Source organism: Bacillus sp. BF2-3 (genome assembly GCF_008368795.1).
Taxonomy (GTDB): domain Bacteria; phylum Bacillota; class Bacilli; order Bacillales; family Bacillaceae_G; genus Bacillus_A; species Bacillus_A cereus.
In genome coordinates, this window is sequence record NZ_QOSA01000010.1 from 21,808 (window position 1) to 48,166 (window position 26,359).

The following is a 26,359-nucleotide window of genomic DNA, read 5'->3' on the forward strand; positions in this document are numbered from 1 at the left end:
ACAATGTTTCATCGTATTGAAGAAGCTCTAGAAGATTTAAAAAAAGGTAAAGTCGTTATCGTATGTGATGATGAAAACCGAGAAAATGAAGGCGATTTTATTGCTTTAGCAGAGTACATTACACCAGAAACAATTAATTTTATGATTACACATGGCCGTGGTCTCGTTTGTGTACCGATTACGGAAGGGTACGCAGAACGTCTACAATTAGAACCAATGGTATCTCATAATACAGATTCACATCATACTGCGTTTACAGTGAGCATTGACCATGTCTCTACAACAACAGGGATTAGCGCTCACGAACGTGCAACTACGATACAAGAATTGTTAAACCCCGCATCAAAAGGTGCTGATTTCAATCGACCTGGACATATCTTTCCATTAATTGCGAAAGAAGGCGGTGTCCTGCGTCGTGCAGGTCATACAGAAGCTGCTGTTGATTTAGCAAAGCTATGCGGTGCCGAACCAGCTGGAGTTATTTGCGAGATTATAAATGAGGACGGCACGATGGCACGTGTACCTGATTTAATAGAATGCGCAAAACAATTTGATATAAAAATGATTACAATAGAAGATTTAATTGCTTACCGCCGCCATCATGAAACACTTGTGACGAGAGAAGTGGAAATTACATTACCTACAGATTTCGGTACTTTCCACGCAATTGGCTATTCTAACTCATTAGATACGAAAGAACATATCGCACTTGTAAAAGGTGATATTTCAACAGGTGAACCGGTACTTGTACGTGTTCATTCTGAATGCTTAACAGGAGATGTATTCGGTTCACATCGCTGCGATTGCGGACCACAACTCCATGCAGCACTTGCTCAAATTGAGCGTGAAGGAAAAGGTGTTCTTCTTTATATGAGGCAAGAAGGAAGAGGCATTGGGCTTCTTAATAAGCTTCGTGCTTATAAATTACAAGAAGAAGGATTTGATACTGTAGAAGCAAATGAAAAACTCGGCTTCCCTGCTGATCTTCGTGATTACGGTATCGGTGCTCAAATATTAAAAGATTTAGGTTTACAGAGTTTACGATTATTAACGAATAACCCAAGAAAAATTGCTGGCTTACAAGGTTACGATTTAGAAGTAGTCGAGCGTGTACCGTTGCAAATGCCAGCAAAAGAAGAGAATAAATCGTATTTACAAACGAAAGTAAACAAATTAGGACACTTACTAAACTTATAATTAAAGGAGAGATTTATTATGGTATTCGAAGGTCATTTAGTTGGTACAGGATTAAAAGTTGGAGTTGTTGTTGGACGTTTTAACGAATTTATTACAAGTAAGTTACTTGGCGGCGCTTTAGACGGGTTAAAGCGTCACGGTGTAGAAGAAAATGATATTGATGTTGCTTGGGTTCCTGGTGCATTTGAAATTCCTTTAATCGCTAAAAAGATGGCTAGTAGCGGAAAGTATGATGCTGTTATTACATTAGGTACTGTAATCCGAGGTGCTACAACTCACTACGATTACGTTTGTAATGAAGTAGCAAAAGGTGTTGCGTCTTTATCACTACAAATGGACATCCCAGTTATTTTCGGCGTATTAACGACAGAAACAATTGAACAAGCGATTGAACGCGCAGGTACGAAAGCTGGTAATAAAGGATATGAATCAGCTGTTGCTGCAATTGAAATGGCTCACTTATCAAAACAATGGGCATAAAAAAAGAGGCTGCGGCCTCTTTTTATTTTTTCACCTTTTTTTGTACATCTTTTATTAATTCATTCATCGTTTTTCCTTCTGTTTTTATATGAAGAGCTTGTGCCGTTCTCCATACATTCTCTCTTTTTTTCGCTTCTTCTATAATAGTAATTTCTTTTCTAACTTCCTTTAAATCTTTTCCTTCCGTTTTCAATCCAAAATGTTCAGCTTTCGTTCGAAAGTGTTGTTCGATTCTTTGTTGCATTTCTTTTTGTTCAGGATTTTCAGCAGCCTTAACTGGATCAGAACTTATTGCTTTTATTAAAATTAAACAAGTCATAATCGCTAATATGTATTTGTACATGTAAAATCCTCCAACCCAATATAAATTACATATTTACTATGTACAACTAGGGCTTGGAAAATTCGTCCACAAAAATTCTTTTTTTCGCTTAAAAACCAATAATATCAAGCGTTTACAACTATTTATTACATTTTATTTACAAAAAAAGCAAACCCTTTTACAAGTTTGCTTTTTCATCTATCTTATAATGCACATTCTTCAATCTCAAATCCTAAATCTGCAATCATACCCCAGTCCGCAGTCGGCTCTTGTCCAGCTGTCGTTAAGTAGTCCCCGACAAAAATAGAGTTTGCTGCAAATAAACCGATTGGCTGTACAGAACGTAAATTGATTTCACGTCCTCCTGAAATACGAATTTCTTTTTTTGGGTTTACAAAACGCATCATTGCCAGTACTTTTAAACATTCTACTGGAGTTAACTCTTTTTGTCCTTCAAGAGGTGTCCCCTTTACAGCAACAAGGAAATTACAAGGGATAGAATCTGCATCTATACGTTGTAATTCAAATGCAATTTCAGCACGCTCTTCAATTGTTTCTCCCATGCCAAAAATCGCTCCCGAGCATGGGGAAATGCCCGCTTGTTTTGCTTTTTGAACTGTATCAACACGATCATCATACGTATGAGTTGAACAAATACTATCGTAATTATTTGCATGTGTATTTAAGTTGTGGTTATAACGATGCACGCCTGCTTCCGCTAAACGTCCTGCTTGATCTTCATTTAAGAAACCTAAACAACAACAAATCTTCAAGTCTGTCGTTTCACGAATTTCCTTAACTGCTCCAATTACGTGATTTACCTCTTTATCCGTCGGACGACGACCAGACGCTACAATACAATATGTACCTGCTTTACGGCGTATTGCTTCATGTGCCCCTTCTACAATCTTCTCCTGCGTTAACCATGCATATTTATCAATCGGTGCTTCTGAAATAATAGACTGTGAGCAATATCCACAATCTTCAGGACATAATCCAGATTTCGTATTAATAATCATATTCAATTTTACTTTCTTACCAAAGTGATGATGGCGAATAATGTAAGCCGCATTCATAATTTCTAAAACTTCGGTATCATCAGCTTCTAATATCGCTATTGCATCTTCTTTCGTAATCATCTTCTCTTCCACTACGTCGTATGCAAGTTTTTTCCAATCCCTTTTTGTTTGTACTTGTTTCATTTCATCTCTTCCCCTCTTTTGTTATATGTATAAATAAAGCATGATACGTTGCCATTATCCCTTCATTTCCCGTGAAGTCTCTTTCGTATATGCGTAGCATCGCACGAAAGAGTGAGGGACTTTGACAATATGATCCTTCATTGCTATTAGTTGCTCCTACTTTTCGAATAGAATGCAGAAACTCCTTAACTTCTGTAAAACTCTCTATGTAACATGTTTCAGAAACATGCACATCCCCTGTTTCTATCTTACATATATGAAGCAACTGATCTTTTGAATAAAAACGTTGACCAATCGATGTTTCATTTTTTATATTTCTTTCTTCTTTCGCACGTTGGAACGAAGCATGCAATTCTTGAAACGTTTCATGTCCAAACGTTGAAAAGAGTAATATCCCATCTATAGACAAATGTTGAAATAAATTTCTTAACACTTGTTGTAAATTATTTAACCATTGAAATGTAGCATTTGAAATAATGACATCATATGATTCTTCTAATCGTAATCGCTCAATATCTTCACAGTGAAACGTTACATTTTTTACATTTTGTCTAGTTTGCGCAATCGCAATCATACTTTCAGCAAAATCAACTGCTGTAATATGTGCTTTCGGAAATAACTTTGATAATTGCTCTGTTACATACCCCGTCCCGCATCCCAGTTCTAAAATACGTATTGATGCCGTTTCACTATATCGTTCCTTTAAGATTGAAAGTAATGAATGTGCCATCTTTTTTTGTACATTTGCATATCGATCGTAAGATACGGCTGCCCCATTAAACCGTTTTTGTAGTAACGTTTTGTTGATCATGTCGTATCCCCTCTACAAATTGAATTATCTCATTTGCGCAATATTCAAAATTTGTCACACATAATGCATGCCCTGCTTCACTTACTACTTTCAGCTCGCTGCTGCTATTTTCCGTCATACTACGTGCCGCAGACAATGAGCATATTACATCCTGTTCTCCGTGAATAAGTAGTATAGGTACTTTAATTTCTTTTAGTTCTTCTCTCATATCTGTTTCTATTAAATAATCCAAACCTAGTTGTAAAGACTGAATAGAATCACCTTTAAAACGGTCTACAATGTCTTCAAAGTTTTTATTCTCTTTTAGCTCATCTTTCGTAAACATATTTTCATAAAACCGCTTGAGCGTATCTTCTTTCCTTCTCGCCAAATTCCTTTTCAGCCGTTCTACATGCAAAGCATTCCATCCGTTACTGTAATCGCTCGTATTTGTAAATTTAGCAGTACCACCAATTAATACGATGCCTTTTGCCTGAATCTTTTTATAAGCTTCAACTGCTGCTAACGCTCCTAGTGACCATCCAACCAATATTACGTTGTCATTATGCGCTACATCTATAATTCGGTCCGCAAATTCACTTCGTTCTTTCACATTACGCCAATCTATGCATTGAACAGAATATCCTTTAAAATACGGAAGTACTAAATCCCAAATATTCTCTTCCATTCCCCATCCGGGGATAAAAATAATCTTTAGCTCATTCATACGAAAAGCTCCTCTTCTTTCGCAATGTGGATAATTCGGTCAATAGCCCATTTTAAATCAGCTATTGTATGTTGCGATGTAACTGCAAAGCGAATTCGAGAACTATGAACCGGCACAGTTGGCGGACGAATTGCAATAGCCGCAATCCCTGCCTCTTGCAACCTTTTACTAAACCGTAAAGCATGTTCATTTGAACCGACTACAATCGGTACAATATGAGTTGAACTATTCCCAATATCAAAACCAGCATCCCTTAATTTAGTTCTGAAGTATTCTCCGTTTGCTATAAGGTTCTCTCTTCTTTCGTTATCTTCTTTTACAATTTCAATTGCTTTTTGCACCGCTCCTAACGTACTTGGTGGTAAAGCTGTAGTAAAAATAAAGCTTCTCATCATATTTTGTAAATACTCTATATAAATTTCATCACCTGTCAAATACGCACCATAACACCCTAAAGCCTTGCTAAACGTCCCCATATGTATATCAATTTTTTGAGCAAGATTTTTTTCTATATGAGATAACCCAGCTCCGCCGATTCCATATATTCCACTCGCATGTGCTTCATCGACTATAATGATTGCCCCGTATTTCTCTTTCAGCTGTACTAAATCTCTCAAATACGCAGTATCACCATCCATACTAAAAACGGTATCTGTTACGATTAATTTCCTTTTTTCAGGCGAAGCCATTTTCAACAACTTCTCTAAATGATCCAAATCATTATGACGATACCTTTTATGCTCTGCCCCGCTTAATATGATTCCATCAACAATACTTGCGTGATTTAACTTATCACTAAAAACAATATCGTGCCGAGAGGCTAAAGAAGATATGGCACCTATATTTGCCGTATATCCACTATTTACAATTAAAGCTCTTTCAGTACCTTTCCAGTCACATATGCTTCTCTCAACCTCTTCATATAATGGATGATTTCCTACAACGAGACGAGAGGCAGTCGCTCCAGTTCCATATCTTTTTGTACAGGCAATAGCAACTTCTTTTAACCTTTCATCTCCAGCTAACCCTAAATAATTATTTGACGCTAAATTTAACATCCTTTTTTTATCTCGAATAAGCCAAGTCTCTTCTGCCTTCTCTGTTACATATAAATCACGATACTGCCCTTGCTCATGTAATTGTTGTAATTTAGATTGAAGGTGCGCCCGCCACGTTTGATTCATTTTGGATAAACTCCTCTAATTTTGAAATCATAATATGTTCTTTTGCAGATTCTAATACTTCTTCTTTCGTAAACTCACCTGCAAAGAATGGCAATAATCCTAAAACTGGTACCCCGCTCAGCTCTTCAATCATCTCTTTATTTTCTTGCACTCTTTCCATTTCACATTCTTTGCAACCTGATAAAATGACACCCACTACGGTTAAACCATGCGCCTTTGCGTAAGCAATCGTTAACACTGTATGATTTACTGTTCCTAATGTAGGACGAGCTACTACAATAAGAGGCAACTGTAATTCTTTTGCAAAATCAATTACTAAAGCATCTTCTGTATATGGGACAGCAAGCCCACCTGCCCCTTCTACAAATAAGCTATTAAACTCTTTTAATAGTTCATTATAGTAATCAGTAATTTCTTTTAACTTTACTACTCTTCCAGCTCTTTTCATGGCAAGTCTCGGAGCAAGTGGTTCTTCAATAGAATAAGGGCAAATTTCATTTTCTGGTGTCGGTACACCTGATAATGCTTTTAACCTTGCCGCATCTCCCTCAGGGTTTGATGCAACATGCCCACTTTGCAACGGTTTATATACTCCGATGTTATATCCCAATTCTCTAAATACACCGGCTAATGCACCGGCAACGACAGTTTTCCCCACTTCAGTATCTGTTGCTGTTATAAAAAAACCACTCATTATTCTCCCTCCGTAACATCCGAGATTGCCTTATATAAAATGCGTAACATATCATCAATTTCTTCAAAAGTAGAAGCAAGTGGTGGCATAAATACAATCGTGTTACCTAGCGGTCGTAAAATCATACCCAGCTCTCTTGAGCGTTTACATACTTGAACACCGACTCTTTCTGTCCAGTCAAACGCTTCTTTCGTTTTCTTATTCTTCACAAGCTCAATACCAACCATTAATCCGCACTGACGAATATCACCTACATGTTTATACGCAAAGAGCTTTTCTAATTGCGCTGTCACATAATCCGTTTTACGTGCCACTTCTTCTATTAAATTTGTTTTTTCATATAGTTCTAGATTCGCGATTGCTACGGCACACCCTAACGGATTACCTGTGTAGCTATGTCCATGGAAAAATGTTTTTTGTTCTTCATATTCTCCTAAGAAGGCATTATATATTTCATCTGTCGTTACCGTAACTGCAATTGGTAAATATCCACCTGTTAAACCTTTCCCAGCAGTTAAAATGTCTGGCGTCACATTTTCATGTTCACACGCAAACATTTTCCCTGTACGCCCAAATCCAGTCGCTACCTCATCTGTAATAAATAATACATTGTACTTTGTACATAAATCGCGCAGTCCTTTTAAATATCCTTTTGGCATTGTAATCATTCCGCCAGCACCTTGCATTAATGGCTCTACAATGATGGCAGCTACTTCTTCATGCTTTTCTTTCAACAATTCTTCCATTTCTTCTAAATGGATTTTTACAATTTCCTCCTTATTATTTCCGTAAGGAGAACGATATGTATATGGATACGGCATTTTAATCGCATCAAATAAGAGCGAACTATACACTTGGTGAAACAAGTCTATTGCTCCTACTGAAACAGCTCCAATTGTATCACCATGATATGCTTCTTTTAATGTAACGAATCTTTGTTTCTTTGGTTTCCCTTTATGCTGCCAATATTGGAAAGCCATCTTAATTGCAATTTCAACAGCGGTAGAACCTGAATCAGAATAGAATACCTTCTTCAATCCATCTGGTACAACCTCAATAATTTTTTCTGCTAATAAAATAGATGGAACGTTAGCAAGTCCTAACATAGTAGAATGAGCAATTTTATTTAATTGCTCACGAATTGCTTCATCTAATTCCGGTACTTGATGTCCGTGAACATTTAACCATATAGATGAAACACCATCCCAATATTCATTACCATTTACATCGTATAGTTTTCTTCCCTCTCCACGTTCAATAATGACAGGATCTTCTTCTAAATAATCTTTCATTTGTGTAAATGGGTGCCATACGTAAGCTTTATTTTTCTCTGCTAATTCTTCATATGTATAAGATGATTTTTCAATCGTTCTACTATTTATTGTCACAATTGTCACCCCTAATGTTAACTTGTTTATAAATATAGTTAACATTAAATCCGAATGACTGTCAATTATTTTAAAATCAAATAGTTCTTAAAAAAGAACAACTTATCCTACGATAAGTTGTTCTACTTTCCATGCTGTATCTTTCCAATTTCTAAAATAATTTCTTCATCTTTTTTCCCCTCTGTATCAATTTCAAGTTGCTTAGCGTGCTCAATTAATAAATCATGACGCTTCTCAAATCTAGCCTTATTTACTTCTTTCGTAATTTCTTCTTTTGTTTTTCCATCACTAGAAACCCCTAGTTTCGTAGCTGCTTTCTCCATCGACTTCTTCTCTTCCGCTTCTTTCGCTTTCTTCACTTCTGACTGCTGTACTTGCTTTTGCTTCGCTTGCTCTGATTCAGCTGCAAAAGCTGTGTAAATGCCAGCACTTCCGCCAATGACTAGTAAGGTGGTAAAAAGAATTATTTTTTTCTTCACTCTTTCCTCCCCTTTCAAATTCATTATAACGCACATTTTTTAGTGTTAAAACCTATCTCCTTTATTTCCCTAAAAAAATATCACATATTTTTATTGACATGTATGATGAATATATGATAAAAATTTAACTAACATCATATGAATCGGCGTTGATAGGATTTAGTAGTATTTCGATTTCTGATTTCAGAGAGCTGGTGGTCGGTGCGAACCAGTACAGAGCGAATTATGAATTACCCCCTGGAGCTTCTTTTACGAAACGTGAGGAGTAGTGAAAGACGGTTATAGACCGTTATGTCTAAAGAGTGGTGAAACGACACTGTTTCACAATTTAGGGTGGTACCGCGAATTTTTCGTCCCTGCATATATTGCAGGGGCGTTTTTTATTTTATAAGCGCATATCATATGACCCTTTATTTTGTGACGCATTCATTTCACAAGCTAGGGTGGTACCGCGATTTCTTCGTCCCTGCATAATTATATGCAGGGACGTTTTTTTATCCAATCATTTCCGTATCATATAGAAGGACTAACAATTACCGGTAATTTGTCACAAAATTCTAAATTTTAGAAGGAAATATACAATATTGGCGAATTTTATATAAAAAAGAGCTATTTCACATTACTTAGGAGGGGAAAACAATGGTTTCAAAAATTGAGTCTGTTCTTTTAACAATTTTTATCTTTTTCTGTATTGGTTTTAGTGTTATTCAATTAGAAGTTTCACCACACATTCCAATTTTATTTGGTATCGTTCTTTTATTAGCATTTGGATTCCTGAAGAGAATCTCTTGGTCTACTATGGAGAAAGGGATGATTAGTAGTATTTCAGCTGGTATTCCATCTATATTTATTTTCTTACTTGTAGGCGTATTAATTAGCGTTTGGATTGCAGCTGGAACTATTCCCACTTTAATGGTATACGGCTTCCAACTTGTATCTCCAAAAATTTTCGTTCCAACTGTTTTTGTTGTTTGTGCAATTGTTGGAACGAGTATCGGTAGTGCTTTTACAACTGCTGCAACTGTAGGACTTGCCTTTATGGGAATGGGTACTGCCCTTGGATACGATCCAGCTCTTATTGCTGGTGCAATTATTTCTGGTGCATTCTTCGGAGATAAAATGTCTCCTTTATCTGATACAACAAACTTAGCGCCTGCTGTAACAGGTGTAGATTTATTTGAACATATTCGTAACATGCTTTGGACAACAGTGCCAGCTTTCATTATTGCTTTTATCGCATTTTTCATTTTAGGAAGCGGATCTGGTGGAAACGTTGATTTCTCAGCATTTATTAACACACTAGAAAAAAATGCAACGATTTCTATCGTTACACTGATTCCTATTTTATTACTGTTCCTATTCGCATTTAAAAAGGTACCCGCAGTTCCAACATTACTTGCAGGAATTGTGGTAGGGATTATTATTCTCTTTATTTTTAAACCTAGCACTTCTTTAGCTGATTTAATAAAAATTATGCAAGACGGTTACGTTTCTAAAACTGGTATCAAAGACATTGACAGCTTATTATCTCGCGGTGGCCTGCAAAGTATGATGATTTCAATTGCTCTTATTTTCCTAGCTCTTTGTATGGGAGGATTATTACAAGGAATGGGTATTATAGCGCAGCTGATGAATATTATCTCTAGCTTCGTAAAAACTAGTACACGCTTAATTATTTCTACTGCTTCAACTGCAATTGGTGTAAACTTCTTACTTGGTGAGCAGTACTTATCCATCGTTTTAACAGGACAAGCATTTGCTAATAAATACGATGAAGTCGGTTTAGAACGTCGTAATTTATCACGAGTATTAGAAGATGCTGGTACAGTAATTAATCCACTCGTACCATGGGGTGTAAGTGGCGTATTCTTAACAAACGTTCTTAGCGTTCCAACATTCGATTACCTGCCATACGCAATCTTCTGTTTAGCATGTCCAGTCGTAACCATTATTGTCGGCTTTACTGGATTCGGTCTTTCATGGAAAAAAGAAAAAGCAGTACCAGTTTCATAATATAACAAAAAGGATTACCAAATCGGTAATCCTTTTTATATTTCTTGACTATCTATTCGCTTTCTTTCTTCTAAATAACAGAAGTAATCCCGCTCCAACAAACGCAAGACCAGCTCCAATTGTAGAAGCAATACTTGCACCTGTTTTCGGTAAATCACGTTCATCTTTTTCAGCTTCTTTATTTTCACTTACAGTTGTTGTTTCTTTTGTATTTTGATCATCTGTTGTAGTTTGTCCAGATCCAGTATTGTTTCCATCTTGCTTTGGTTCATTACCATTATTACCTTCTTCTGTTGGCGGTGTTGTTGGGTTTTCTCCATCACCTTTTGGTGGTGTCGTCGGATTTTCTCCACCACCTGTTGGCGGTGTTGTTGGGTTTCCTTCACCAGTTTCTTTATCATCATTTTTCTTCGTTATATCAATTGCATATTTCGCAAATTCATTTTCAGATGGTCCAACATATGAAATCTTTCCATCTTTCTTTATATACTTTTGTGCATTTGGTGAAGAATCAAATGTTGTATTTAATTTATCTGCAACAATCGGTTTAAATGTCCAATTTTGATCAGCTGCTGGATCAATATCTTTTATTTTTTGCATATACTTCACAATGATTTGACGTGTTTCATCTTGTGATTGGTATACAACTTCCCCTTTACTTACACCTGGGAACGTTTGGCTACTTCCACGATAGTTATTTGTAGCGACGATGAACTCTTGCTTGTCAGCTACTGGCTTACCTTCATATGTCATATTTACAATACGATTCGTATTTGCATTTACAACTTTTCCATCTTTATCGTATTTCGCCGGTTGTGTTACATCAATTTCGTATTTTAAGCCATCTAAAATATCAAAGTTATATGTAGGATACCCTATATTTACTAACGGCTGTTCTTCTGTTTTCTTTGGATCAATTTGATTAAACTGACCTGCAGACATTTCAAGCCATTCTTTCACTTGTGCCCCATTTACTTTTACAGCATATAACGTATTTGGATATACATATAAATCTGCAACGTTTTTAATCGCTAACGTTCCAGCTGGAATATCCGTATAATATGTAGCACCGTTTCGGCCACCTGCTTTAAATGGTGCGCCTGCAGATAAAACCGGAATATCTTTAATCTTTTCGTACTCTGGTTTTTTAAGTTCTTGTTCTACATACCATTTTTGCGCATTGGTCACAATTTGTACGGAAGGATCATCTTGTACTAATGAAAAATAACTATTAATTGGTGCTTTCGTTTCACCTACATGTGTATTTACATATTCGATTGTCTTTTCATGTTCATCTTTAATTTCATTAACTAATTTTTGATCAGATTCTACTAATGGGGTACCTTTACTATTAGCAATCGGGCGAAGTTGTGGCTTAGATTGATCTTTTTGCACTTCCCATTTTCCGTTTACCTTTTTCAATTGCATATCAATAATACCTAAGTTACTACCAAAAACACCCGGCATTACAACTGGAACACCATTAAATACATCCTGCACTTCAGTATGTGAATGTCCCATTAATACTGCATCTACGCCAGGAACTTGTGTTGCTAAATGATATGATGCATTTTCCATTTTATTCGCTTCTTTATATTCGCTCTTATCGACGCCTGAATGAGCCAATGCAACGATAATATCTGCACCCTCATCTTGCATTTTTTTCACCATTATTTTTGCTGTTGCGACGATGTCTTTCGCTTTTACTTTTCCTTCTAAATTCGCTTTATCCCAGTTCATGATTTGTGGTGGAACAAATCCCATTACACCAATTTTCACTATTTGTTTTTGGCCTGCTTCATCCACTACTTCTTTCTTTAAAATATGATATGGTTTAAAATAATTTTCATCGTTCTCTTCCTTATCATCATGGTCATCTTTATATACATTGGAGTTAATAACCGGGAAATCCGTTTTTTCAATCACTTTGTTTAAATAGTCTAAACCGTAGTTAAATTCATGATTCCCAAGAGAGATGACGTCATACTTCATTAAATTCATTACACGATATAATGGATGTGTATAACTAGGATCCACAGGATTCTTCGGATCTTTTATTTTATTTGCTACATAATCTCCAAGCGGTGTCCCTTGTAATGCATCTCCATCATCAAATAGGACAGAGTTTTTCGCTTCTTCACGTGCTTTATTAACGAGTGTTGCCGTTTGTACGAGACCTACTTTATTATCTGTTTTCGTTTGATAATAATCGTAATTCATTAAGTTAACGTGAATATCTGATGTTTCTAGAATTCGTAAGTTAACTGTACTCTCCCCAGCGTTCTCATCTGCATGAGCTGTTGTTGGCATTACTTGCGGTGCTATAACACCAATCGCAAGAGTTGCTCCAGCTAGCATTTTTTTTGACTTTTTCACAAAAAATCCCCCTTATACAATTACCAGAAATAATGAAATGAATCCCTATCTGTCTCTAACCACATACCTTTTTTCTTCTATTAGAGACACAATTTTCATTTCACCCTGCGCTAACGAGTAGTCCCCTTAAACGCCCGATTGATGAAGACTAACAATTAATAGGAAATAAAGCTCCCACTAATTAAAATTTCACCTTATCTGACATTATCATATATAAAGTTCTTTCCTATCGTCAATATTTTTTGACAAACTTCAACAAATTTTCTGTAAAGTTATTATAAACTTTTCATAAACATATAATATGCCCTTACATTGCTAATACTGCTGAATATGATACAATTACCAATTACAAGGAGGATGAATTTATGAAAAAAGTCATCTTAACAATTGTTTGTCTCCTCCTTCTGATCATTTCTTATTCTTATTTTGAAAAGAACGACGAGACAAAACAAAATGAACCCGAAGAAAAAACAGAAAAAACATCTACTCCAAGTTGGATTGATAAGCAAACAAACGATTCCTTTTATCATCTCGTACTAGGTGATTCGCTCGCCAAAGGATATGGATCAACACAAGGTGGATTTGCTGAATTAGCCTCTAAACAAATAGAAGCACAAATTCATAAACCAATTACTGTAGAAAACCTTGGGATAAACGGTCTTACAACAGATCGTCTCGCTAAAAAAGTTCAATCAGAAGATGTAAAGCAAAAAATTAGAGCAGCAAATATCATTACAATTAATATTGGGGGAAATAATTTATTTCGCTTAAATCGTGATGTCGGTGTTATAGACGGTATTAAAATGTTAAATAAAGAAAAAGCTCATTTTGAAGCGGATGTAAAAAATATTGTAAAGACAGTCCGAGATCAAAATCCGGATGCTTTACTCATTCTTTCTGAACTCTATAACCCGTTACAACTCGATGACTCCATCGCAAGTTATGCAGATATGTTTTTAGACGGCTGGAATGAATCCGTTTATTCCATTGCAAAAGTGAATCAACCATCTATCGTTTTGCCAATTCGTAAATTAATATCGAATGATAAAAAAGAATTGCTCTTTGACCAAGTACACCCAAATGATAAAGGCTATACGATTATTGCCGATTCATTTACAAAAAAAGTATTGGCCTACAAATATTAAAATTCCCATGAAACAATTCTATTTTTATAACATGTCTTTTTTGTTACAATGATAGTGGAAGGGGGCCTTTATATGGAATCACGCGAGTGGGAACGTATTGTTGATCATCTTCTTTCGCTAGTGCCTCTTTTTTATCGCAAATTTATGCTTCCTGGAGAATTTTCTTCTCAAAGACATATGCCGCCATCACATACACAAGTATTACTGCTTTTGCATGAAAACGGCACATTAGCAGTTTCCGAAATCGGCAAGCGGCTAGCGATTTCACGGCCTAACATGACACCTCTATTAAACAAACTTATTCAAGAAGAACTAATAGAGCGTCATTATAGCGAAAAAGATCGACGGGTCATTTTAATTTCCCTAACAGCTGAAGGGAAATTATTAGTAAATCAGTATCAGCAATTCATTTTAGACAAACTAAAAGAAAATTTCCAAACATTATCTGAGGAAGAGCGCGAAAAGCTCATTCATTCTCTTCAAACCATTCAAAATTTAATTTTGAAAACAAACGTATAAAGCTGCTTCTAAATAGAAGCAGCTTTATGATTCGTAATAGTTACCATAGTACACATTGGAATATGGCCATGTTGTTAAATATGGTTTTTTTTCCTGTGTAGGCTGTTGTTGTGGTAATTGTGGTATTTGTGATAATTGCTGTAATTGTTGTTGCCGATATAATTCGTATTGTCTACTCGTATCATAAACCGGATAATAATTTACATATGGATATACTTGAGGTACGTAATAATAATACATTATCCTCTCCTCCTTTTTCTTAAACATATTCAAAGGAGAAAATGGATGTGACATTGTTTATAATTGTACAAGTGGTTCTCTCACTCGTTTCTTCCTTTTCTTCAAGCGTAACTTACGGTTCTTTTCGTATAAATAATGCACAACGAAATACGAAATGAGACCAAACACAACTCCTAAAATCGTCATTCCAATTAATACATACACTTCACTTTGTAATAAGCTCTTTAATATCGTAAAAATGTGACTTGAAAACAAGTCCGATATCGTAAATGGTTCATGATGAATTTTCTGTACATGAAATGGATAAATCATTTTTCCTAGCGCATACGCAAGCGGAAATAAAAATACTGGGAGAAACGATATTTTCCCAATAATATTGCCAATAACTGCCGCAGGAAAAGATCCCTTTGCTAACCTGACGATTGGATAAAATATTACATATACGAGCGATGCCGTATAAATGACTAACATTTCTAAGCCGAATCCTATAGCAAACCCTAACGATACTTTCTTTGCGCCTTCTGGCGATCGAAGCAACTTATAATATTGAAACTTTAATATTCTCCACATCCGCTGAAAAAACGAATATGTTTTCTTAGTTGTTTTCACCCTCATCATCTCTTTAACTATATTTTTATATGTAGTATGTCCTTACACACTCTGAAAAACAAATTTAGTTTTCTCTTTTATTATAAATGATATCGAAATGGTTAACTAAATATACATATGACATTTTAATATAAAAAAACCTCCCTTTTAGGAAGGCTCTTCTACATTTTTAAATAAACTCACTAATAACGCTTTTTGAGCATGCAATCGATTACCAGCTTGCTCAAAGACGATAGACTGCGGTCCATCTATAATTTTTCCTGTTACTTCTTCTTCACGATGGGCAGGTAAACAGTGTAAGAAACGATATGTTTGCTTCGCATGCTTAACAAGTTCGTTATTGATTTGGTAAGGTTGAAATAAAGAATATTTCTCTTCTTCGCCCTCTTGCCCCATGCTCATCCAAACGTCAGTATAAATGAAATCTGCTTCATTCACCGCTAATTCAGGATTATGTAAAACTTCAATCTCAGCTCCTGTTTCCTTGGCAATCGCTAACGCTTTTTTTACAATCTCTTCATTCGGTTCATATCCTACAGGCGTTGCAACAGTCATATGCATTCCGACTTTTGCACTCGCTAGCAACAATGAATGACATACATTATTTCCGTCACCTACGTAAGCCAATTTTATTCCTTTAAATGTATTTGTTTCTTCATATATTGTCATGAGGTCTGCCAATGCTTGACAAGGATGATGATCATCCGTTAAACCGTTAATAACAGGAATGCTCGATTCTTTTGCAAGCTCTTCTACATCCGCGTGCGAGAATGTACGTATCATAATCCCGTCAATATACTGCGATAATACTTTCGCAGTATCTGAAACAGTTTCTCCTCTTCCCATTTGCATCTCTTTTCCACTTAAAAACATACCATGTCCCCCGAGTTGTACCATTCCCGCTTCAAAAGATACACGAGTACGAGTTGAATGCTTATCAAAAATAAGCCCTAATATTTTGCCTTGTAATAAAGGCTCTTGCTTATTCTTTTTTAAATATATAGCGAACTCAATTAAAGAAATAATTTCTTCTTTCGTTAATTCTTCTAGTGTTAAAAGATCTTTCGTATTTAATTTCGGTACTTGTACAGTTGACATGAAACTTCCCCCTTATATGATTGATACGTTTTTTGTACAAACTACTTTTTTTATTATATATACTGCCTGTTCTAACTCTTCATTCGTGACAATGAGTGGCGGTAATAGTCTTATAACATTAGGGCCTGCTTGTAATACGAGAAGTCCTTCGTTTTCTAGTTGTTCTATAAAACTTGCAACTTCATGCTTACACTCAATCCCAATCATAAGCCCTTTACCACGTATATTTTGAATACATTCGACATGCTGTAATTCCTCTTGCAACTTCTCTAATACGTACTCGCCTTTTTCTTGTACTTCTTTTAAAAACGATGGTTTTTTACTCACTTGCAATACTTCTTTCGCTGCAGCCATCGCGATGTAATTCCCGCCAAAAGTTGAACCGTGTGATCCTGCAGTAAACGACGTTCCGAGCTCTTTCCCGCCAATCATCGCTCCGACAGGAATCCCATTCCCAAGTGCCTTTGCAACGGTAACGATATCAGGCTCTATTCCCACTTGTTCATAAGCGAATAGTGTTCCAGTTCTTCCTATCCCCGTTTGTACTTCGTCTATAATAAATAAGGAACCGAACTTATTACATAATGTTTCAATCTCTTTCAAAAAAGATAGATCAGCAGGTATTACTCCTCCCTCTCCTTGAACTACTTCTACCATTACCGCCGCAACTTCTTCATTCATTACTTCCTCTAATGCTTTAATATCGTTAAAAGGGATATGTAAAAAAGATGGAAGTAATGGACCAAATCCTTCTTTTACCTTATCTTGGCCTGTTGCACTCATCGTTCCAAATGTTCTACCGTGAAAAGACTGCTGGCATGTTACGACGAGAGATTTTCCAGTATGCTTACGTGCTAACTTTAAAGCCGCTTCATTTGCCTCTGCCCCACTATTACAGAAAAACACATAATCTAATGCTCTATTTTCTGTTAATAATGACGCAACTTCTTCTTGTAAGCTGTTTGTAAACAGGTTAGATATATGCCATATATCATCAAGTTGCTCTTGTACACCTTTGAGAACAGTAGGGTGACAATGTCCTAAATTACATACGCCAATTCCTGATGTGAAATCTAAATATTCCTTACCGTTATTATCAATAACTTTCGTTCCAGTTCCCTTTACAAACTCAATAGTTCTTCTGCCATACGTTTGAAAAAGATGACTCGTCATGCAATACTCACGCCTTTCGTTACCGTCGTTCCAATACACTCTCCCGTAACCTCAGTAAAATCTTTTGTACCATTCACAATACTTATCTTTTGCACTCCCATTTTTAATGATGCTAGTGCCGCCTGTACTTTCGGAATCATCCCACCTGTAATAACACCTGTTTCTATAAAAGTTGCAATTTCAGATTCATCCGTTTCCTTTACCAAATTCCCTTCATGTAATATTCCATCTACATCCGTAATAAAAATCAGCTCTTTTGCCCCTAACGCGGCCGCAATCCCAGCTGCAGCATTGTCCGCATTTATGTTATAAATTTCATTACCATTTACCCCGATTGGAGCAATAACAGGAATATACCCCATATTTATTAATCCTTTTAATAAGGCTGTTTCTACATAATTTACTTCTCCCACATATCCTATCTCCTCGCTGACAGGTTGAACTTGAAGTAAATTACCGTCACACCCTGAACAACCTACAGCAAGTAAATTATGCTTTTGTAAATTCATTACGAGTTTTTTATTCGTACTTCCGCATAGCACCATTTGAACAACATCCATAACTTCTTTTGGTGTTACGCGTAATCCATCTCTTTTTTCTACGTTGATGTTACAATCTTTTAATTTGGCATCAATTTCTGGCCCACCACCATGAACAATCACTACTTTATACTTCTGTTGCAATTTCTTTATACATTCAAAAAACACATCATTTAATTGATTCAACATACTACCGCCGCATTTCACTACCATATAATCGCTCATCTTCTCTCTCCTTATGTACGATAACAAGCATTTATTTTCACATATTCATAGCTTAAGTCACAGCCCCAAGCTGATCCTGTCTCTTCACCTAAGTGTAAGTACACATTAATCACTATTTCATCTTCTTGTAATCTCTCTTTCATTTCTTCTTCAGAAAATATTTGAGGCTCACTATTTTTTAATACCGATATAGATTGAAGAGTAATGTCAATTGTGTTCGGATTAATAACTACTTCACTTTGTCCAATACTGCTAATAATTCGCCCCCAGTTTGGGTCTTCACCATGTATTGCTGTTTTCACAAGACTCGAACCGACTATTTGCTTTGCAATTTTTTTTGCCTCTTTATTCGTTTGAGCTCCTAGCACATTTACTTCTATTAACTTCGTAGCGCCTTCACCATCTTGCGCAATTTTTTTTGCTAAATCTTCACATACCTTCTGTAAAGTACATACGAAAGTTTCCCAATCTGTATGTTCCATATTTATCGGGCTTGTTTCTGATAATCCACTTGCCATAACGATGACCATATCATTCGTAGAAGTATCTCCATCTACCGTAATTTGATTAAATGTATGATTCGTAATTTGGGATAATGCTGTTTGCAATACGTCATGCTCTATATGAGCATCTGTCGTAATAAAACTAAGCATCGTTGCCATATTCGGATGAATCATCCCTGAACCCTTTGCAACACCCGCAATCGCCACTTTCTTCCCATCAATAATCATTTCATAGCAAGTTTCTTTCGTGATAAGATCCGTCGTTAAAATTGCTTCAGAAAAAGAATACGCTCCACTTTCTTCCTTCGTCGGTATAAGAGTTGCAATCCCCTTTCGGATTATATCCATCGGCAGTGGAACACCAATTACACCTGTTGAAGCTACTGCAACGTAATTTTCTTTCACTCCAAAATGTTCCGCCCCTAACGCGCGCATCTCGTATGCGTCTTCTAATCCTTGCATTCCAGTACAAGCATTTGCATTTCCACTATTAACGATAATTGCTTGTAACTTCCCTTCTGCCGTTATACTATCCTTCGTTACTTGCAAAGGGGCTGCTTGTATTTGATTCGTTGTATACACAGCGGCACATGATGCTGGTACGTCACAAACGATTGCCCCTAAATCCTTTTTCTCCTTTTTCAGACCATTTACAGTACCAATTGCCGAAAAGCCTTTCGGCGTTACAATTGAACCATTTTCTAATTTTGTAATAGACGCTACTTTAATCATCATGTCCCCCTTATAGATAAAGCGGCATATGTTGTAAACCTGTTGTCTCTTCTAGTCCCGCTATTATGTTTGCATTTTGAATCGCTTGCCCAGCCGCGCCTTTCATCATATTGTCTATAACAGAAACGACCGTAACTCTTTCAGTTCTTTCATCGTAAGCTATGCCAATATCACAATAATTTGAGCCTCTCACTTCTTTTGGACTTGGAAATTTCCCTTGCGTACAAATTCGGATGAAAGGCGATTGTTCATACGTTTCTTCATACAATTTTTGAAGTTGCTTTATTTCCATCTTTTGTTTTACTTTTGCATAAAGTGTAATCATAATTCCTCGTGATATCGGTATTAAATGTGTGCTAAATGTAATTGGCTGTGATCCATTATTCCATTCTGTAAGCATTTGCTCAATCTCTGGAACGTGCTGATGCTCATTCACTTTATAAATGTGCAAGTTATCATATAGCTCAGGAAAGTGAGTCATTGTTGTTGGTGTTTTACCTGCTCCTGATACCCCTGATTTCGCATCAATAATAATCGAATCTTCTTCAATCATGCCGCTACGTACTAACGGCGCTATCGCTAGCAATGTGGCTGTAGCAAAACATCCTGGGTTTGCAATTAAATTTGCCTTTTGAATCCCAGTCCTTTTCCATTCACTTAACCCATACACTGCTTTTCTAAGAATTTCTTCTTTCGCTGCTGGCCTTTTATACCACAGTTCATATGACGAAGGATCTATCATACGAAAGTCTCCAGATAGGTCAATTACTTTTAAACCTTCTGCTAATAACTTGGGAGTTAACTCCGCCGATACTCCTGCTGGTGTTGCTAGAAATACGATTTCTGCTTCTTTCCCTATTGTCTTCACATCAATTTCTTGTAACGTATGAATGAGAACATTTCGAAGATGCGGATATACATTTGTTATACACTCACCAACTTGCGAAAAAGAATGAAGAGATGCTATCGAAAAATATGGATGTTGTTCTAATAAACGAATTAATTCAATGCCCCCATATCCAGTGGCTCCAATAATTGCGACTTTCATAAGTTCCTCCTCAAATCGATTCTTTAAATTAAGTATGATTATAATATTGTATATTTATAGAGTCAATTAAATATTTATGAATTTTTAAATCTAAAAAAAACTTAATTTTATTAGAAAAACAATATACTCAACCGAATTTTTATACAAAAATAGTGCATAGTAGTTTTTTTATTTCACTTCAAGTACAATAAAACAATACATACGTACATACAGGCGGGAAAAAATATGAACGAAAAATTAATTGAGAAAATGATTATAAAAAGTTTTCAGCAATATCAATGCAGTCCAATATCAAAAGAAGATCAGGAAATGCTAGTGAAACATATTCAAACGGTGACTCATTCAAATATTGAAATTGATTTATACGAGGAGATTGAGGATATTGTTTATGATTATGTGACTGGAAAACAATAAAAAATAGGAGATTTCCATGTGGAAATCTCCTATTTTTTACTTAATGATTTACCTGCTACACGTTCAAATAAACCTGGGAATAAAGCATAAAGTTTTGGACCAATTCCCATCCACTTCGGTAAGTTTACTTCACGTTTTTTCGTGTGCATCGACTTTACGATTTGTTCTGCTACGTATGTTGGTTTTAACATGTAACGTCCCATATTCTTTACATATGTACCAGATTGATCCGCTATTTCAAAAAAGTTTGTATCTATCGGACCTGGATTAATTGCTGTAACATAAATATCTGTATTCGCTAATTCCATGCGTAAACTATTCGTAAATCCTAATACAGCATGTTTCGTTGCTGCATACGCACTTGATTTCGGAGTTGCAATTTTTCCGGCAAGTGAAGCAATATTAATAATATGTCCTTCGTTCTTGTTTACCATATAAGGTAGTACCGCTTTCGTACATGCTACTAATCCAAATACATTTACTTGGAACATATCTTTTACTTCACCCATTGACGCATCTTCAAACGTTTTAAAAATACCAAATCCCGCATTGTTTACTAATATATCAATACGTCCCACTTCTTGTAATACCTTTGAAAAAACAGACTGTACTTCCATCTCTTCACTTACATCTAATACATAATAATAGCAAGGCGTATTATAAGTTTCTTTAATTTTGTCTACTAACACTTGTAGTTTCTCTTCTGTTCGAGCCATTAATACTGGCGTCGCTCCCTGTGCTGCAACTTGCATTGCAACTTGCTCACCAATCCCACTAGAAGCACCTGTAATGACGATTACTTTATTTTGTAAACGTCCTGTCATTGCTGTCACCTACTTTGCATAATAAATCAATTGTTGCGATGACTCATCAATCATCACTTGTTGATTATATGCTAAATAGTCCAATTGTCCAACCGTTTCTGAAATAGTAAGTGGTAATTGTTCTTTATATAATACCGGAAATAGTTTTACACATACTTCAAATGCTGTCATTGGTTTTTCCTTTAATAATTCAAGCACTTTAAAAGCACGTGTTTCTTGCTTTTGTAATCTCGTTTCAATAAGTTGTTTCACATTTAGAACATCTTCCCCATGCCCTGATAAAATGCGTGAAATATTCATTTCGCTTAAACGCTGTAATGTTTGATTATATTGTAGTAATGGGCGTGCCCGCTCTGTTTGCCCTTCATATGGCGGTTCTAGTATTGGATTCGAAGAAATATGACTAATGAGAGCATCTCCACCAATTAATATTCCATCAGATTCTCTATATAAAGAAATATGAGTAGAAGCATGACCTGGTGTTTCAAGTACTGTAAATCCAGGCAAAGAATCAATACGATCTCCTTCTCTCACAGTATGCGTTAACGATCTATTACAAGAATATTTAAGTGTCCTCGTCGTCAATAACGACTCGTCTTTCAAAAATGCTGCTGGCACACCAAACTGTAAGGCCGTCTCTCTAAAAAATTCATGATACCGCTTTAAAAATTCTGGATTTTGTGTAATCCAAGGCTCATTCCAAGGATGTCCAATAATATTCGTCTTCTCAGAAAATATATTTAAAAGTCCACAATGATCTGCATGATGATGCGTAATGACTACTGTTTCAATATCTTCTATCGTATGTCCTAATGCACCTAATTGACTTTCTAACGCATTCCTTGCCTCTTCTGTATTCGTCCCTGTATCAATTAATGTTAATGTCTCCCCCTCAACTAAAAACACATTCACAGTTTCCACTGCAAATGGTACAGGAATCTCCATTCGGTGAATCGCCGTCATGCTTAGCCCCCCTGTCTCTTTCCGGTTCAAAAATGAATACTTCTTCAGTTTACAACTTCTATATATATTTGTCATTATTTTCAGATAAAAAGAGGTGTTTCCTATAAAAAAACGAATGTATGTACATTTATAAGAATTTCTAACCAAAATTAAAGGAGGAACATCATGTCTATTCAAAACATTTCCTTTCTCGGTGCAGGCTCTATTGCCGAAGCTATTATTGGTGGCTTGTTACATGCAAATGTCGTTAAAGGTGAACAAATTACTGTAAGTAATCGTTCTAACGAGACAAGATTACAAGAGCTACATAAAAAATACGGTGTCAAAGGTACTCATAATAAAAAAGAATTACTTACTGATGCAAATATTCTTTTTCTAGCAATGAAACCAAAGGATGTTGCAGAGGCGCTTACCCCTTTTAAAGAATACATAAATAATAACGTGCTTATTATTTCATTACTAGCAGGTGTTTCTACTGACTCAATTAGAAAACTACTTCAAAAAGACGTTCCAATTATTCGTGCAATGCCAAATACATCCGCAGCCATTTTAAAATCTGCTACCGCTATCTCCCCTTCAAAACATGCAACAGCGGAGCATATTCGCACTGCAACATCTTTATTTGAAACAATTGGTCTCGTCTCTGTTGTAGAGGAAGAAGATATGCATGCTGTCACTGCATTATCCGGAAGTGGACCTGCTTATATTTATTACGTAGTGGAAGCTATGGAAGAAGCTGCAAAAAAAATTGGTTTAAAAGAAGATGTTGCAAAATCACTTATTCTTCAAACGATGATTGGTGCTGCTGAAATGCTAAAAGCAAGTGACAAACACCCTTCTATTTTGAGAAAGGAAATTACTTCTCCTGGTGGAACTACCGAAGCAGGTATTGAAGTATTACAAGAACATAAATTTCAACAAGCACTTATTTCTTGTATTACACAGGCAACGAAACGATCACATAATCTTGGAAAAACATTAGAACAACTAACAAAAGAAAAATAGAAAAAGGAGCTCAAGTTTATTTGAGCTCCTTTTTCTATAATTACACTTAGTTATTGTTCTTCCCAAAAATCTCTTCTTGCAGGCGACGACCAGTCGGCGTTGCTGCAAGTCCACCTTCTGCTGTTTCACGAAGTGCTACTGGCATCGTTTGTCCGATTCTAAACATTGCCTCAATTACTTCATCACATGGAATTGTACTCGTTACACCAGCTAATGCTAAATCTGCTGAAATCATCGCATTCGCAGCTCCTGCTGCATTACGTTTTACACAAGGTACTTCTACAAGTCCTGCAACAGGATCACACACTAAACCAAGCATGTTCTTTAATGAAATTGCCATCGCTGTAGCTGCTTGATCTTGTGTTCCACCAGCCATCTCAACTGCGGCTGCAGCCGCCATTCCACTTGCTGAACCAACTTCAGCTTGGCATCCTCCCGCTGCACCAGAAATACAAGCGTTATTCGCAACAACCATACCGAAAGCTCCTGCTGTAAATAAGAATTCAATCATTTCTTCACGTGTAGGCTGCAATTTTTCTCTTAGTGCAAATAGTACACCTGGCACTGTTCCAGCAGACCCTGCTGTTGGTGTTGCACAAATAATTCCCATCGCCGCGTTTACTTCATTTGTTGCAACAGCTTTGCTTACTGCGTCCAAAATCGTATCTCCTGATAAGCCTTTTCCACTCTTCATATACGCTTGAACTTTTACAGCATCTCCACCAGTTAAACCAGTTGGTGATTTCACGCCGCGAATACCACGTTCTACTGCTTGCTCCATCACGACTAAGTTCTTTTCCATACCAGCAATTACTTCTTCACGTGAAATACTTCTTGTTTCCATTTCACATTGAATCATAATTTCTGCGATTTTTACATTTTGTTCTTTAGCTTGCGCCACTAGTTCCGCTGCGTTCCGAAACATGGTGTGTCCCCCCTGCAATTATTCCATAATAGTTACTTGACAAATATTTTGTTGCGCTTTTATTTCTTCAATCACTTCATCTGCTAATAATTCATCTGTTTCAATGACCATAAGCGCTCTTCTTCCTTTTTCTTTACGAGAAACACTCATTGTACTAATGTTAATCTCATGTTTCGCAAGGATTGAAGCTACCGCTGCAATAGCACCGAAGCGATCGTTATTTACAATAAGTAGTGCTGGGCTCGTGCCTGATAATTGAAGATCGAATCCGTTTAATTCTACAACTTCAATTTTACCGCCACCAATTGAGCAAGCAACAACTTCAATTTCATCTTCACCTTTATACAAACGAATTCTCGCTGTATTTGGGTGAGGTGCATTGGCATCTTCTTCAATGAATTCCACTTCAATTTCGCGCTCTTTTGCTATTTCTAGCGCCTCTGGAATACGTAAGTCATCTGTTTCAAATCCTAATATTCCACCGATTAGTGCTACATCCGTACCATGCCCTCGATACGTCTTTGCAAATGATCCATATAACGAAATGCTTACTCTTTCTGGTTCATGACGAAACAGCTGGCGAGCAACTTGCCCCATTCTTGCTGCGCCTGCTGTATGTGAACTTGATGGTCCAATCATAACTGGACCGATAATATCAAATACTGAGCGATACTTCATCATAACTCCCCCTAAACCTCTATGAAAAAATTTATTCTACTATTCTATTAAGCTGCTACATCTGTCGCTTTTCCAGTTGTACCACGAATTTGTTCTGCTGTACGAATTGGATAGTTTTTGAATAAAAGTAATCCAATATAACCTGAAATAATACCAGTTATCATAATACATAAGAATCTTAGCATTATTTTCATTTAAAAATGATACAAGATAATCCAGAATAAAGTCTGGTAGCAATCCAAAGTTTAACACAGAAGCCATTGCAAGCATAGCATAAACAAGTGATATAACCATTGCTAATGCAACTAAATTTGCACCCGCTATTCCGCCTAGACTACCTGCTGATGTTCTGAACTCTTTTAAAGAGTGGTGTACCAATTAAATCTCCACCACCTTATTAATAAAAAGCTTCTACTAAGGAACTCGCAATAGCTACACTTGCTAATCATATCGTTTAGCTAAAAAGTGAAAAAGACTTATGACAAATAATAGTAATATCTTTCCTATTATAATTCTCGTGTTACTCTCTCATGATTTAGTCAACTTCACTTGTTACGATAATGACTAAAATACATGCGACTTATCATAAATTATAATCTGCCCTCATTATAGCTTGTTTTTTATAAAACGCTTACTTTTGTTGAATTTTAAAAGTTCTGAATAAAATTCCATTTCTGCTATTTGTATCACTTGTATGTCATCTGACTTATATAACAGTTTTTCTAAATAATCATTATTTCGTATTTTTATCCTATATATTCAAAGCATCCTATTTTTCTGTATCATCCAAGTATAAGTATAAAATAATAACAGTTTTATTTTTAAATTTTTTTAGACATAAAAAAATGGTAACCTACCGTTACCATT

General features: G+C 36.2%; 27 protein-coding genes and 1 other annotated feature. Of the genes, 7 read left to right on the top strand and 20 right to left on the bottom strand.

The features are described from left to right. Nucleotides 1-3 precede the first annotated feature (3 nt). Together ribBA and ribH are read left to right on the top strand one after the other, a co-directional pair. The gene (gene ribBA / locus DN401_RS09115) at nt 4-1,197 is read left to right on the top strand and encodes a bifunctional 3,4-dihydroxy-2-butanone 4-phosphate synthase/GTP cyclohydrolase II (protein ID WP_000468976.1); all 1,194 of its coding nucleotides are present in this window, start codon (nt 4-6) and stop codon (nt 1,195-1,197) included. A gap of 18 nt (nt 1,198-1,215) precedes the next feature. Next, nucleotides 1,216-1,677, top strand: a complete 462-nt coding sequence (gene ribH / locus DN401_RS09120) for a 6,7-dimethyl-8-ribityllumazine synthase (RefSeq protein WP_000230895.1) — start codon at nt 1,216-1,218, stop codon at nt 1,675-1,677. Between the two features lie 22 nt (nt 1,678-1,699). Here the strand turns inward: ribH and DN401_RS09125 are convergent, their stop codons facing one another. The 8 genes from DN401_RS09125 to DN401_RS09160 all read right to left on the bottom strand — a co-directional run bounded on the left by DN401_RS09125 (nt 1,700) and on the right by DN401_RS09160 (nt 8,463). Beyond that, nucleotides 1,700-2,020, bottom strand: coding sequence for a hypothetical protein (locus DN401_RS09125; RefSeq protein WP_000280032.1), 321 nt, complete (start codon nt 2,018-2,020; stop codon nt 1,700-1,702). Between the two features lie 182 nt (nt 2,021-2,202). Then, a complete protein-coding gene (bioB, locus tag DN401_RS09130) occupies nt 2,203-3,201 on the bottom strand; it encodes a biotin synthase (RefSeq protein ID WP_000815855.1) in 999 nt (332 codons plus the stop codon). Between the two features lies 1 nt (nt 3,202). Next, nucleotides 3,203-4,012, bottom strand: coding sequence for a malonyl-ACP O-methyltransferase BioC (bioC, locus tag DN401_RS09135; RefSeq protein ID WP_000608911.1), 810 nt, complete (start codon nt 4,010-4,012; stop codon nt 3,203-3,205). Beyond that, nucleotides 3,978-4,718 carry an alpha/beta fold hydrolase gene (locus DN401_RS09140; protein WP_001004167.1) on the bottom strand — a complete coding sequence of 247 codons (741 nt, stop codon included), beginning with the start codon at nt 4,716-4,718 and terminating at the stop codon, nt 3,978-3,980. The genes bioC and DN401_RS09140 overlap by 35 nt, the downstream gene beginning before the upstream one ends. Then, complete coding sequence (bioF, locus tag DN401_RS09145; RefSeq protein ID WP_001077297.1) at nt 4,715-5,902, bottom strand: 8-amino-7-oxononanoate synthase; 1,188 nt, start codon at nt 5,900-5,902, stop codon at nt 4,715-4,717. The genes DN401_RS09140 and bioF overlap by 4 nt, the downstream gene beginning before the upstream one ends. Beyond that, nucleotides 5,868-6,596, bottom strand: a complete 729-nt coding sequence (gene bioD / locus DN401_RS09150; protein ID WP_000012495.1) for a dethiobiotin synthase — start codon at nt 6,594-6,596, stop codon at nt 5,868-5,870. The genes bioF and bioD overlap by 35 nt, the downstream gene beginning before the upstream one ends. Then, entirely contained in the window at nt 6,596-8,029 is a 1,434-nt protein-coding gene (bioA, locus tag DN401_RS09155; protein WP_002041775.1) for an adenosylmethionine--8-amino-7-oxononanoate transaminase, read from the bottom strand. The genes bioD and bioA overlap by 1 nt, the downstream gene beginning before the upstream one ends. Nucleotides 8,030-8,106: 77 nt before the next feature. Then, nucleotides 8,107-8,463 carry a hypothetical protein gene (locus tag DN401_RS09160; RefSeq protein ID WP_002204713.1) on the bottom strand — a complete coding sequence of 119 codons (357 nt, stop codon included), beginning with the start codon at nt 8,461-8,463 and terminating at the stop codon, nt 8,107-8,109. A 140-nt stretch (nt 8,464-8,603) separates the two neighbouring features. Then, nucleotides 8,604-8,824, top strand: a binding site (T-box leader). Nucleotides 8,825-9,102: 278 nt separating this feature from the next. Between DN401_RS09160 and nhaC the strand changes: the two genes are divergently transcribed. Then, a complete protein-coding gene (nhaC, locus tag DN401_RS09165; RefSeq protein ID WP_149287664.1) occupies nt 9,103-10,476 on the top strand; it encodes a Na+/H+ antiporter NhaC in 1,374 nt (457 codons plus the stop codon). Nucleotides 10,477-10,524: 48 nt separating this feature from the next. Here the strand turns inward: nhaC and cpdB are convergent, their stop codons facing one another. Further along, entirely contained in the window at nt 10,525-12,852 is a 2,328-nt protein-coding gene (gene cpdB / locus DN401_RS09170) for a bifunctional 2',3'-cyclic-nucleotide 2'-phosphodiesterase/3'-nucleotidase (protein WP_000748652.1), read from the bottom strand. Nucleotides 12,853-13,217: 365 nt separating this feature from the next. Between cpdB and DN401_RS09175 the strand changes: the two genes are divergently transcribed. Both DN401_RS09175 and DN401_RS09180 read left to right on the top strand, forming a co-directional pair. Then, a complete protein-coding gene (locus DN401_RS09175) occupies nt 13,218-13,997 on the top strand; it encodes a GDSL-type esterase/lipase family protein (RefSeq protein ID WP_000755838.1) in 780 nt (259 codons plus the stop codon). 72 nt (nt 13,998-14,069) lie between these two features. Continuing rightward, a complete protein-coding gene (locus DN401_RS09180) occupies nt 14,070-14,516 on the top strand; it encodes a MarR family winged helix-turn-helix transcriptional regulator (protein ID WP_000445819.1) in 447 nt (148 codons plus the stop codon). A 24-nt stretch (nt 14,517-14,540) separates the two neighbouring features. On the opposite strand, the gene DN401_RS09185 is transcribed toward DN401_RS09180, so the two are convergent. From DN401_RS09185 to argC, 7 genes are all read right to left on the bottom strand, one after another. Next, nucleotides 14,541-14,756 (bottom strand): hypothetical protein, encoded by a 216-nt coding sequence (locus DN401_RS09185; RefSeq protein ID WP_000291956.1) that lies wholly within the window; start codon nt 14,754-14,756, stop codon nt 14,541-14,543. Between the two features lie 57 nt (nt 14,757-14,813). Beyond that, a complete protein-coding gene (locus DN401_RS09190; protein ID WP_002005691.1) occupies nt 14,814-15,374 on the bottom strand; it encodes a DUF2062 domain-containing protein in 561 nt (186 codons plus the stop codon). Nucleotides 15,375-15,512: 138 nt separating this feature from the next. Then, a complete protein-coding gene (gene argF / locus DN401_RS09195) occupies nt 15,513-16,463 on the bottom strand; it encodes an ornithine carbamoyltransferase (protein WP_000108865.1) in 951 nt (316 codons plus the stop codon). A gap of 12 nt (nt 16,464-16,475) precedes the next feature. Then, a complete protein-coding gene (locus tag DN401_RS09200) occupies nt 16,476-17,636 on the bottom strand; it encodes an acetylornithine transaminase (RefSeq protein WP_000200552.1) in 1,161 nt (386 codons plus the stop codon). Further along, entirely contained in the window at nt 17,633-18,400 is a 768-nt protein-coding gene (gene argB, locus DN401_RS09205) for an acetylglutamate kinase (RefSeq protein WP_001286978.1), read from the bottom strand. Before argB ends, DN401_RS09200 begins: the two co-directional genes overlap by 4 nt. Nucleotides 18,401-18,411: 11 nt before the next feature. Then, complete coding sequence (gene argJ, locus DN401_RS09210) at nt 18,412-19,635, bottom strand: bifunctional glutamate N-acetyltransferase/amino-acid acetyltransferase ArgJ (protein WP_000598392.1); 1,224 nt, start codon at nt 19,633-19,635, stop codon at nt 18,412-18,414. Between the two features lie 10 nt (nt 19,636-19,645). Next, complete coding sequence (argC, locus tag DN401_RS09215; protein WP_149287665.1) at nt 19,646-20,683, bottom strand: N-acetyl-gamma-glutamyl-phosphate reductase; 1,038 nt, start codon at nt 20,681-20,683, stop codon at nt 19,646-19,648. 225 nt (nt 20,684-20,908) lie between these two features. Between argC and DN401_RS09220 the strand changes: the two genes are divergently transcribed. Next, a complete protein-coding gene (locus DN401_RS09220; RefSeq protein WP_001003222.1) occupies nt 20,909-21,097 on the top strand; it encodes a YqzH family protein in 189 nt (62 codons plus the stop codon). 29 nt (nt 21,098-21,126) lie between these two features. Here DN401_RS09220 and DN401_RS09225 read toward each other — a convergent pair whose 3' ends face one another. Both DN401_RS09225 and DN401_RS09230 read right to left on the bottom strand, forming a co-directional pair. Beyond that, nucleotides 21,127-21,921 (bottom strand): SDR family NAD(P)-dependent oxidoreductase, encoded by a 795-nt coding sequence (locus tag DN401_RS09225; protein WP_000147797.1) that lies wholly within the window; start codon nt 21,919-21,921, stop codon nt 21,127-21,129. Between the two features lie 9 nt (nt 21,922-21,930). After that, nucleotides 21,931-22,884, bottom strand: coding sequence for an MBL fold metallo-hydrolase (locus DN401_RS09230; RefSeq protein ID WP_000125119.1), 954 nt, complete (start codon nt 22,882-22,884; stop codon nt 21,931-21,933). Nucleotides 22,885-23,049: 165 nt separating this feature from the next. Between DN401_RS09230 and proI the strand changes: the two genes are divergently transcribed. After that, nucleotides 23,050-23,889: a pyrroline-5-carboxylate reductase ProI gene (gene proI, locus DN401_RS09235; protein ID WP_000027249.1), complete on the top strand. Its 840-nt coding sequence runs from the start codon at nt 23,050-23,052 to the stop codon at nt 23,887-23,889. 46 nt (nt 23,890-23,935) lie between these two features. Here the strand turns inward: proI and sdaAA are convergent, their stop codons facing one another. Both sdaAA and sdaAB read right to left on the bottom strand, forming a co-directional pair. Continuing rightward, entirely contained in the window at nt 23,936-24,814 is an 879-nt protein-coding gene (gene sdaAA, locus DN401_RS09240) for an L-serine ammonia-lyase, iron-sulfur-dependent, subunit alpha (RefSeq protein WP_000489461.1), read from the bottom strand. Nucleotides 24,815-24,832: 18 nt separating this feature from the next. After that, the gene (sdaAB, locus tag DN401_RS09245; protein WP_000877445.1) at nt 24,833-25,492 is read right to left on the bottom strand and encodes an L-serine ammonia-lyase, iron-sulfur-dependent subunit beta; all 660 of its coding nucleotides are present in this window, start codon (nt 25,490-25,492) and stop codon (nt 24,833-24,835) included. Nucleotides 25,493-26,359: the final 867 nt, after the last annotated feature.